The sequence below is a fragment of the Puniceibacterium confluentis genome, assembly GCF_007923445.1.
GTDB classification, from domain to species: domain Bacteria; phylum Pseudomonadota; class Alphaproteobacteria; order Rhodobacterales; family Rhodobacteraceae; genus Puniceibacterium; species Puniceibacterium confluentis.
The window spans coordinates 1-11,082 of the sequence record NZ_VOJI01000049.1 but is presented as its reverse complement, the minus strand read 5'-3'; the positions used below and the strand labels follow the sequence as shown (position 1 = coordinate 11,082).

Annotated in this window: 7 protein-coding genes; 4 read left to right on the top strand and 3 right to left on the bottom strand. The window is 52.4% G+C overall.

Features of this window, described 5'->3' with window-relative positions; all coding sequences use genetic code 11:
- Window positions 1-514 precede the first annotated feature (514 nt).
- On the bottom strand, window positions 515-1,627 hold the full coding sequence (locus tag FOY53_RS22050; RefSeq protein WP_146592457.1) for an NYN domain-containing protein: 1,113 nt from the start codon (window positions 1,625-1,627) through the stop codon (window positions 515-517).
- 321 nt (window positions 1,628-1,948) lie between these two features.
- On the opposite strand from FOY53_RS22050, the gene FOY53_RS22045 reads away from it, so the two are divergent.
- The 4 genes from FOY53_RS22045 (at window position 1,949) to FOY53_RS22030 (ending at window position 7,755) form a co-directional block, all read left to right on the top strand.
- The gene (locus tag FOY53_RS22045; protein WP_146592456.1) at window positions 1,949-2,494 is read left to right on the top strand and encodes a hypothetical protein; all 546 of its coding nucleotides are present in this window, start codon (window positions 1,949-1,951) and stop codon (window positions 2,492-2,494) included.
- 309 nt (window positions 2,495-2,803) lie between these two features.
- Entirely contained in the window at window positions 2,804-4,222 is a 1,419-nt protein-coding gene (locus tag FOY53_RS22040) for an SNIPE associated domain-containing protein (protein WP_146592455.1), read from the top strand.
- Window positions 4,223-4,599: 377 nt separating this feature from the next.
- A complete protein-coding gene (locus FOY53_RS22035; RefSeq protein ID WP_186766720.1) occupies window positions 4,600-5,883 on the top strand; it encodes an HD domain-containing protein in 1,284 nt (427 codons plus the stop codon).
- On the top strand, window positions 5,884-7,755 hold the full coding sequence (locus FOY53_RS22030) for a 5'-methylthioadenosine/S-adenosylhomocysteine nucleosidase family protein (protein WP_146592453.1): 1,872 nt from the start codon (window positions 5,884-5,886) through the stop codon (window positions 7,753-7,755).
- Here FOY53_RS22030 and FOY53_RS22025 read toward each other — a convergent pair.
- Together FOY53_RS22025 and FOY53_RS22020 are read right to left on the bottom strand one after the other, a co-directional pair.
- Complete coding sequence (locus FOY53_RS22025) at window positions 7,742-8,650, bottom strand: winged helix-turn-helix domain-containing protein (protein ID WP_146592452.1); 909 nt, start codon at window positions 8,648-8,650, stop codon at window positions 7,742-7,744. The two genes, FOY53_RS22030 and FOY53_RS22025, sit on opposite strands and share 14 nt — an antisense overlap.
- Window positions 8,651-9,671: 1,021 nt before the next feature.
- Window positions 9,672-10,859, bottom strand: coding sequence for a tyrosine-type recombinase/integrase (locus FOY53_RS22020; RefSeq protein WP_146592451.1), 1,188 nt, complete (start codon window positions 10,857-10,859; stop codon window positions 9,672-9,674).
- Between the last annotated feature and the right edge of the window lie 223 nt (window positions 10,860-11,082).

Genomic DNA, 11,082 nt, shown 5'->3' with positions numbered 1-11,082 from the left:
TGATCGCCGTGGCCCCGCAGGTGCTGAGCCTGCTGGGCGTCACCGTCACCGCGGGTGATGCAGCTGAGACCGTCGGCCATGTCGAGGCGATCGTCACCGCTGCGGGCGCACTGCTGGCCATCTACGGCCGCGTGACGGCCACCAAGTCCATCGGTCTGTGATGGCGCTGATTGTCGCCCTGTGTCTCTACGCGACCGCTGTGCGCAGAAACCGCCGTTCGCCGCAGCTGCATCATCCAGGCACACTCGACGGGCAGCTATGCGGACCTTCCGGACTTTCGCTGAGGGTGGATCGTTAGCTGATTCGAACGGCAGCAGTGCGCAGGAAGCACCCTTTGCAAATTTGGGAACGGTGGTCGCACTTCGCGACGTGATCGGCCCAAAGGTGACCTTGATCGCTATTCATTACGCCGCAGTGCGGCTTCACCAAAAACAGCCGTTCGTGCATCGTGCAGAATTCTTCATCGTGGGATGGCCGTGTTGCGGACCCACGACCCCTTGGAGACCATGGATCTCTAATTTAGTGGTTTTGACAGAACTAAGCCCGAGATTGTTCCGTTCGAACTCAAATTCGGTGCGATATGGAAGTCGTTCATTTCATTGTGCATCTGGCAAAGTGTCCTAAGCTCCTCTTCATCTATCTCGTAGAGCGCGGACGATTTAGGCCCTTCGGAGCTCGAAGCCTCCCAAATCACCAACAGTGGCCAGCTTGGGTCGATCTGGCCCTTCAAAAATTTTGATCCCAGCTCTTTGATTTTCCGACCAACATTGTGCTCCAAGTTAAACTTGGCTAAGTCGGCTTGGTAAAACGAGACCCCAAATTCAGAAGCCTTCTTACTCAGCGGTAAGAAATCTTGGTCAGAAGAAACCACACAAATAACGTCAGCTTCGTAATTATAAAGAGCATCCATAGCGCGTATCACAATGCGTGTGTCAACTTCCTTTTCGCTGAAGCTGCTAAGACCCTTCGGCCCTACATAGTAACAAAAGAACCCTTGCTCCGATCGAGAGTATTGTGGGTTAGCCTTTAACTTTGCAATAAAATCATCATAGGCATTATAGTCGCGTTCGCTTCCATAGACTTCGATAACGCCTTTACCCGCATTCTTAACAAGTCTTTCCAGGTTAAAATTACCTGATCGAGCCTCTTTACGCAGCTTCCACTCGATATCTTTGTGGGGTGCCGGAGCATAAAAAAGGTCAAACTGCGGAGAAAATTTCAAATATGTCTTTTTTGGATCGATCCAAATTCCATCGTTATCTGTAGTTCGAATGTCTTCTGTGACGGTTTCAAAGTCTGCAAACTCTCCTTCTGAAAGCTCTATGACACTCTTTTTAATTCTTTCGAAGGCATCGTATATTTGGAAAAAAGCGAAGCGACTTAGGATTAGCCCACCCCTAATAGGCATCCCAGCCTCAGTCAGCCACTTGTGCAAGCGCATATACATCCCGTTAAGATCAACTTGAATGAGCACTCGGTAAGTCTCGACTTTTCCGCCAGCTTGCTTAATAGCTTTAGTTGCTACTTCTTCTCTGGCAGACGAAAACTCTCTCCATTTTTCAGGCGCATAGTCAGCAACTTTGATGTCTCTATTCCGTGGATTTCGGTCACCAAAGTCGCCAATCATTTCTCACTCCGCCACAATTTTTTCCTGCTTGCGAACACAGTATCGTCTTGGTCCGGATCTTCAAGTGATCGCCAACAACCCAAACGAGAATTTCCGCCGATGTCGTCCTAAGTAGTCGACCTTCGTGCAAGCTGCAGCATCTCGACGCGATGGGCTCAAACCTGCCTTGCGGCGGCGCAGCACAAAATCATTGTATCACCACAGCCTCATGGCTGGTCGCAGCCGACGGCAGACTGCCCATTGCCTACGGTCGGGCCTGATGCACCGTGGCGTTAAACTCTGGCCATTGCAGACATTCAGTCGAGCGGCCATTCTGTGCCGATGAACGAAACTATACTCGCGCACATTCGAAGAATGTTTGACGTTCCGGTGATGCAGAACAATCTCCGCGGCCTCTGGGCCGAGGTCATGATTTGTGAGCTGCTTGGACGCGAATGGCAGCATGCGGGCACCGATTGGGCCGCTTGGGACCTGGAACGGTCAGACGGAATTAGAATTGAAGTGAAGCAGTCAGCAAGAGATCAGTCTTGGGGTAAATCCACGAGTGCGCCGCGGTTCAGCATCGCATCAGCGAAGGGACATTACCCTGATGGCAAGCGTTACATCGAGAACACTAGTGGTTCCCGCTTAGCCGATATCTATATCTTCGCATGGCACGAGGGCGTGGATCAGCGCCAAATTTCCGAGTGGATGTTCTATGTCGTCGATGAAAGATGGCTACCCGCCGGTCAAAAATCGATTGGGCTGGCTGGGATACAAAAGCTCGCAGGAGCAGTGGCAGCTCACGAGCTTTGCGACGAAGTCGAAAAAGTAGCCCTCCAGATTGTTATTTTGGCATCTCAAAGAACAGTACCGGTTTGCTACTAGGCGGCTCCACGCCTGAGGCATGGGCTCATCGAAACCATCGGCCGCACCCAGCCCTTTCGCGACACTCGCCCCATCCGTCGTCAGCATCGGCCGTCGACAGAGAGGCCAAAGCCGCCTGCGTGAAGCAGGTAAGACGAAACTCGTCCTCACCAACTGCGTATCTGCACTGCTCCACCAACTGCGAACCGATGGGGAACGAAAGAGACAATCCCTAGGTCGCCGCCAACAATCCACTTGCACTCCACCACTCCCCGTTGCAGCCTCGGCGATTATTGCAACTCGAGATTATCTTTTAAGGGTGTGGTTTTCATGGATACTGGAAATATTCTTCTGCTCGTCTGGTTGGTCCTGCCAATCCCGTTCCTGATCACCGCCATTGTCGTGCTGAAAAAGCTGAAGCGGTCACGGAAGGAGACGGCGGCGCTCAAGGAGCGCTTCGAGCCAGTTATTTCAATCGAGGAAGAGCGGGCCAGGGTCGAGGAACAGATCGCAAGCGAAAAGGCGAAAGCTTCCGAGGGCATCGAGACGGCGCGCCTCGAGGCGGAGCACAAGATGTATGAGATCATCCAGCAGACCGAGGCGGTGCAGGCCGAAATCGCCCAAGTCCGCGCGACCTACGCCGAGAAGCGCAAGTACTTGAACGCTCTTCAAGAACAGATCGCAGTCTACGACGAGCGACTGGCTTTCGCCGAACTCGGGGTCTATGAGCCTCACTTCGATTTCGGAGATAGCAAGGAATATAAGGATTCGATCACCGCGGTGCGGGCGCGCCAGAAGGACTACGTCTCGAACAAGATTGCCACGCAGTGCCCGACCGACTGGACCGTGGATGGGAGCAAATCGAAGGGGCAGACGATGATCAACCGGCAGTCTCGGCTGACGCTGCGCGCTTTCAACGGTGAGTGCGAGGCGGCCATCGCGCACACCCGCTGGAACAACGTGGTGGCGATGGAGAAGCGCATCCGCAACGCCACTATGCAGATCGACAGCGCCAATGCCTCGATGAACCTCACTATCAACCCGAAGTACCTGGATCTGAAGGTCGAGGAGCTCCGCCTTTCCCACGAATACCGCGAGCAACTGAAGGTTGAGAAGGAGGAGCGCGCGGAAATGGCCCGCGCAGAGCGTGAGGAGAAGAAGCTTCTGGCCGAGGCGGTGGCGGCCGAGAAAAAGGAAGCAGAATATCAGAGGCTTCTCGACAAGGCGCGCCTTGAAGCCGGGACGGACGAGGGGCGGATCGCGGAGCTGGAGGCGCGGTTGGCCGAGGCGCATGCGGCTTCCGAGCGGGCCCGTGCTATGGCCGAAATGACGAAGTCCGGCTACGTTTACATCATCTCAAACATCGGTTCCTTCGGCGAAGACGTCGTGAAGATCGGGCTTACGCGTCGCCTTGAGCCAGACGACCGGGTCAAGGAGCTGGGCGATGCCAGCGTGCCTTTCGGCTTCGACACCCACGCGATGATATATTCCGAGGAAGCGCCCGCGCTGGAGAACGCCCTGCATCGAGAGTTTTCCGAACGCCGCATCAACATGTCGAACATGCGGAAAGAGTTCTTCCGGGTTAGCCTCGAGGAGGTCGAGGAAGCGGTGGGCCGTTTGGCCCCGGACGCGAGCTTCTTCACCGACCGCGAGGCGCAAGATTACCAGGAGACGCTGGCGCGCCGCCGTGAGACTCTCGAAACACAGATCCAGCAGGACAATGGCGCGTTGCTCCCCGCCGAGATATGAACGCGACGGAGTGCCATAATCAAAGTGGCGTTAGCTGTATGGAAATAAACTGCAGCGAATGACGCCTTAAAGCCCAAGCTTGCCGTTCGTCGTGAGCGCTGCCCAGCTTCATGCCTCCGACACAGAGGGCGGGAACCGGACGTTCACCGCGGTTGCCACAAATAGGCACCGAAATAGTCAAAGCGGACGCTCAACAAACAGTTTCAAAACATAAATTTTAGTTTACAAACACCACCAAACCAATTGCTTTACGCGATTATTTCATTCAACTGGATCATCAAACCGGAGCCCTGTAACACCGACTCTTGGTTGACAGCGCTAGCGAAACATTCGACCGTTGGACAGTTTATCTTAGGGCCTATTTGGGGAGGCAGGTATTGACGGAAAAGCTTGAAGCACTCTTGAGGAGTCTGATCTTAAAAACTTCGAGTTCTGTCGCCCCACCCGAAGTAAGGCAAGATGTAGACCAAATCTACAAATTGTTCGACCTTGAGCGCACCGTACGGTTTTTTGGCCAAAGATACTGGGAAAGTGAAAGCCGTTTCGAGAGTGCAAGACCAGGGCAGTTGCAATTAGAAAATGTCGCGGCGCATTCTTTCCAAGTTGCCAACAGTGTCATGCTCTTGGGGAACCGATTTCCTGATATCGATATTAGTAGGGCCGTCGAGTTGGCCATCGTACATGACCAACTTGAAATGATTACTGGCGACAAAGACCCAGTAGGAAAATATGGTGACGGGTCGGACACACACGCTTTCAATTCGTCCGAAAGAGATGCAAAATCTAACGAAGAAGCAGCGGCGCTTAAGTACTTTGTAAGAAATCTAGACCAGAACGCTGCTGCTATGTACGTTGATTTGATGACCGAAGTCACTGCTGAGAAAACGTTGGAAGCAAGATTCGTAAAAGCAGTCGACAAACTACAAGCACTGGCGTTCGTCAGAGTGAAAAAAGTAGGTGACATTGGCCCTTCTCATCTCTCCTTCACTATCAGATATTCTCGAGAAGGATTAAAGAAGTTTCCAGAATTGCAACTGCACTTCAGCTTAATTCTTGAAGACCTTTTGGCTGACATCGAACAAGTTTATCCTGCGAATTTCCAAACCTATTGCCAACTAACTTGCGACATTCTTGATGGAAATCCTGCTCCACGTAGAGAACACTTGATGCAAGTCGCTCTGATTGGAAAATCTGGTGTGGGTAAGTCTACACTGGCCAAACTACTTAACTACCACTCAGGAACAGAAAGGGTCTCGTCGGGAACCATATGCCGTCAGATTGCAAAGCTGCTTTTTGGCAATGATGACAAATCAACTACTCAGACACTTGATGATGCGCTTACATCTATCGATTCATCAATTTTTTTGAATGCGGCACTTCTCACCGCGCCGACTGGACGTCCGATATGCTTGGATTCGCTACGGTTTAGGTCTGATTACGAAATTGCTAGGAGACGGGGCTTCACAATCGTAAGAGTGATCGCACCTGACGAGGTGAGAGTAGCGAGATTGTCTGAACGTGGGCAGAGATTCGACCCAGGAAAAGATGGCACACATCGATCCGAAACTGAACTAGATACAGTAGATGTGGACTATACGGTTGAAAATAGTGGAGACATTGATGCGCTTGAAAACTCCATCAGGACCCTGATCGGCCAGTAAATGCGCAAGAACATTTTTCTCCATTTCCTGAACCGCGACACTCGCGAGATTTTCCGAGTCTACGATATATTCCAGCGGCCTGATCACGCGGCTATCTTGCGGCAACCCCTGAACGCTGCTGCTATTCTTTGTGAAGATGCCTGCTACGCGCCACCCGGATTCGTGCTTGAGGATGACATTGCGTTTGAATTGTTTGAGGGCCAGTCGGCTTACCTTCGCACGGGCTTAGTGAAACTGCCTATTCGAGAGCGGAGTTTGGCAGATTATGCCGAGAAAAAGCGAGGCGAATATTCTCCCGCAAGGAGTAGATACTCTGGTTTATTCGACGACAGCAGGCTTATGTCCTTATCTTCTTACAGCGATGCACTGGTCGGCCGGAGGGCGCAAATCGGACCTGCAATAATCGCGGGTTTTGAAGAAGGAGTTGATACCAATGCAAAAGTTTGGAAACGCATCAAAGAAAATACATCAGCGGAGGTAATTGCCAATCTCAGAAAAACACCTGCAATTCTTGCCGATCAAGGAAAAGCCCTGACTTGGTCGATCATCTCACCGCATCTGATCGATGAAGCAACCCCTATGCATAAGGAGATGAGGGACGCATTACAAAATGTGTATTTCAAGGAGTATTGCAGCGAGTTCCGCCTGATTTTGCTGTCCGATGTCCCTCACATGCCAGAACTGTTTTTCTTGCCTTCTGAACGCAAGGTTTACAGCTTCCGAAGGCTGAAAGTGTTCCTTGACACCTTCGGAGGGTCGGTACTCTTTCTCAGTGCGTCCGCTGACTTCATAGTAAGGATGAGACGGGCTACAGGTTTTACGGAGTTATTCGATGCGTATGTACAGCTCGCGAATTTGTTCCCAAAAGACGGCGACTTGGCCTACCAAGTTCGGCGTACCGTTGAAAAAGCCAGCTTCAAATGGGACGATCTTGCGGCCAGAAGAAGTGGTGCTTTGAGTGATCCCACTGCAATTGAGTCCATCGAAATTGCAGATGCTTGTGCTGAACTAGCGGCTTCGCTATCGACGGAGCATGGGTTAGCTGGACGAGGAAAAGGTTCCAATAGGCCTCATGCAGCTAGATCGACCAGACACACTGGAGTAGGAAAATTGAAAATAGCAATATTTGTTGCCTTGGAAGAAGAACTGGATGTTTTGCTTAAGCAGCTCGATTTCAGGCGCAACGCAAGTGGCGGCGCGAGTGGTTCGATTGGCGAGATAGAAGTTGATGTGCTTTGCCCTCGTGAAATGGGCCGAGTTGCTGCGGCAGTCGAGGTGACTAGGTACCTTGGCCAATCTAAGCCGAAACCGGAGATGGTTTTCTGTATCGGCCTTGCTGGGGGGTTTGTTGAAGCCAATATTGATCCGGGAACGGTTATTTGCTGCGATACAGTAGTCGATCTAGCGAACCGCAAAGTCTCGGATGATCTAGGTGGTAACGCGAACTCCAAATTCAGGAGGCGGGACTTCGATTGCAGCAAGGCTGTATATTCAATAGCGAAATCAGTGGATTTCGACATCGACGATTGGGAAAAGTACTGCCGTAATAGCTTTGATTGGCCTGACGGTCGTGTTCCATCTCTAAAAGAGGGAAAAATCGCAAGCGTCGATGAGGTTGTGGCGAGTGACAATCACAGGGCCAAGATGGTTGAAAATGTTGACAAGCTTCTTGGTGTGGAAATGGAAGCCGGCGGAGTTTGCGCTGCCGCTCATAGATTCAGCGTACCCGTGTCCGTTCTCCGAGTAGTATCAGATATGGCAGACCCGTCGAAAGCTGATGATCGATGGCGGTCCGCAGGTATGAAAACGCTAGCAGAACTTGTGAAGCGACTTCCCCTGGGCCAGGTAATCGAACTTGCTAAAAACTCATAGAAGCAAGAGCCGCTTGGCTTGAGAATAACCTCTGGGATAGTGGCTCCAAAGCATCTACATCGTTAATTTCAATCGGCAGTCGAACCCACCGAGGACTTCTGTGTGCTGGTATATGCGATACAAATTCTTCAGGCTGATCACACTCGAATGAGGTCAACACCACAACCGAGTTTTGCGCTTCCGAACTGTCCAAGAGCCACAAGCAATCGATTACATCAAGTTCAACAGTTTTGGTGATTTGTTCTACCAGCTGGCGTGGCAAACCAGTTTGCTCTTGGAGCGTGCGGAATGACGCGTCCTTTAAGCCCAAGTCGTCTCTAGAGAAGAGGTCTAAATCCACGCCTTTGAGGTATCCGAGGAAGCCGAAGGATCTTCCTTGCCCATAGCTAGGATCACGTTGCGAATTCACAGTTAGGAATCGACCAAAGCTCTTAATTGATACCAAGAGCCGAAGGTGAACTAACTGCAAGGATTTCTCAGCTTCGACCAATGGAACCTGCTTCGAGAACGCTGCCAGGATTGACGTCAGCGGAACAAAACTCTCGCGGTCCTTCCAGATGCTTTCTAGCTCTTCTCTATCTGCACAAATGACGTCGAATTTCTTGAGTTGATACGCCCTCAACGGTGCAATGAACTCTTCAGACGACTGGTCTTCGACACCCAGACGCGACCTTAGAACAAACCTACCAGGTGCCACTCTGGCAAATACTGCGCGTTCTCGGTTTCGCAGCAAATCTTCCGACAGGCGAGCTTGCAGCGTTTTATGCTGTGTCTTTCCAAATAGGTGTTCTGGAACCAGCTGTAGCCGGTAGGCGGCCTCCAATATTTCGGGAGCCGATAGTGGCTGGCTTGTTTTTCTAAGGACCGCTTCGGCAAGCTGAAGATAGGAGTTCATGAGAGTTAAGACTTTGCGGACAAACCTTCGTTGATTCTTCGCGATGGAGGACGAGAGAACGATTTCGCAAGTGTATGATGAAGAGGCTATGTTGGCTACCCTTCAAGACGCGCCTGTGGATCGATGAGATTATCCCTTTTCTTTCAAATTCTTGGCCGGTTGTTCTGAGCAAATGACCGTTTCATAGAAGTCAAAACAAAACCATACACTTGGACGTTTTCTGTGATCGGGAAAACCATAGCTCTCGAGGCCCTGTAGTGTTCGAAACTTCTCACAGAGCGTGTTGTCTTCCTCTTGGCGCGAATGTCCGCAACGGGGGCTCTAGCGCTGGACTATACGGTACTGGCCAACCGGAGGTTTGGACCGTTCACGTCCTGAAGGACGACCATGGTTCGCAAATTTGCAGGGTCCGTTTCCTGCGCTTACCCGACCGTTAGGCGCCCCCCTCAATCGGGCCATCCCCGGAACTACATTTACGCCATCCACTATCTCCGCCTCGTTTGCAGTTGTGGCCACTCGGCTGAAATCCTCTGGCGTTCGCCGTCTGGATTCGTCCGCGCTGAGATTCTGGCGCGTGCGCGTTGCTCTTTATGCGGCGTTCGCGGGGCCGTGGATATGCAGTGGATCTGGTCGCCAGGTGCCAATGCGCTGAAGGGGGCGAGTTAGTAAGAGCTTTCACATTCTGGTCGAGCCGTCGAAAAGAAATTTCGGACAGACTACGCGATTTGGACAGCCAAACATTGGACCTAGTCGATTATGACACGCTGCGTCGCGACGCATTGCTGGCTGCGTCTGTCTAATTCTCGGTAGATCGCCTGTTCTTCGCTAGGCAATGTTACATAGTCTGGTCCAAGGATGCGGCAGAGGTATCCGGTAGGCTTGTCTGCCAAGGTTTCGCTGGTCAGGGGGCCGGTGCAGGCCGCTAAAAGTGGGAGTGCAATTAATACCAGTGGAAATTTCATCAGCTCACCTAATTTTCAGTTAGGTGCACTATCCTTTAACACCTAGTTTATCACAAGGGTTAGCACTTGATAGCGACCGCGTTCTGCGCCGCGCCAGTCACGAACCTCGCCCAAGCTTCCATGACAGGGCGGCGTCGCTCCAGCAAATCCGACCGCGCATACGATCGCTCCACCCGGTTGCCGACCTTGTGGCCGAGGATTGTCTCCGACACCTCGTATCCTGCAGCGTCCGTATCCTGCACCCAATCCCGAAAGCTGGACCTGAAACCATGTGGTCGGCCGGTCTCACCCATTTCGTTCAACGCCTTTTCCAGTGCTGTCGAACTGAGCGAACGGCTGCGCCTGCCAGGGAACAGCATCTCCTGACCTAAATCGCGGGCATCCTCTACAATCCGCATCGCTTCGGCTGGCAAAGGTACCCGGAAGTCTGTAACGCGCCCCTCCACGCCCTTGATGCGGTCTGAGGGCACGGTCCACACATTCCCGTCCACCTCAGACGCCAGCGCGCCCTTGCAGCCGTCCGCGCGTACCAGTGTGAGGATCATCCAGCGTAAACATAGGTGGGATGAACGTTCAGGCCTCAGACTGGCATAGAGCGCCGGCATGTCCTGCCAAGGAGTTGCTGCAATATGCGTTGGCTCGTGCCTGACAATTCCCAGCATCCGCTTGGCTGCGTCAACGACAAACGGATCGCACGCAATACCCATCGCACGTGCTTCCCTGAATACGATCAACGTCCGTTGCAATGCCTTCTCGGCAGTTGGATGTTTGGTCCGCCATATAGGCTGCAGAGCGGACTTAATGTCGGACTGATGTATAGACGACATGCGCAAGCGACCAATTTTCGGTATGACGTGCGTGTCCAATGGGCTGCGCCAGCGCCCTCGCGTTCCATCTCCGCGCAAACTGGCTTTTCTCGCCTCAAATACCACCGTCACCATCTCCGCAAATGTAGGATCTTGGTGATCTCTTTCCGCTTTCTCCGCATCCTTTTGCGCCTGTCTGACGCTGATGGGGTCGCGGCCATCTGCAAGCACAGCAGCCCATTTGTCTCGGGTTGATCGGGCCTGTGCCAGAGATATAGTCGGCCAGGATCCAAGCCCCATGTCGCGGCGCTTTCCAAGGTGCTGGTAACGATACAGCCACCGGCCAGATCCCGTTGGTGACTTGTCCAGGATCAACCCACGCCCATCCGATAATCTCCCCGGCTCGGCATTCTTGATGCTGATATTCGTCAGACCCGCCATTTCTGCCCCACACTGTGCCCCACACATTGGGGTGCGCCGCGCTGCTACACCGTGCGCTACGCTGAGACGAAACGGACGTTAACCCTCTGGCACTATAAGCAGAAAGTGAGGCACCCTGCAACACGGTGCGATTGTTGTATGGTACCTCTCGACCGCACCATTCTGATTTGATTTAATTGCAGAAAATGCCTCTTTCAACTTTCTGCCCCACACTCTGCCCCAC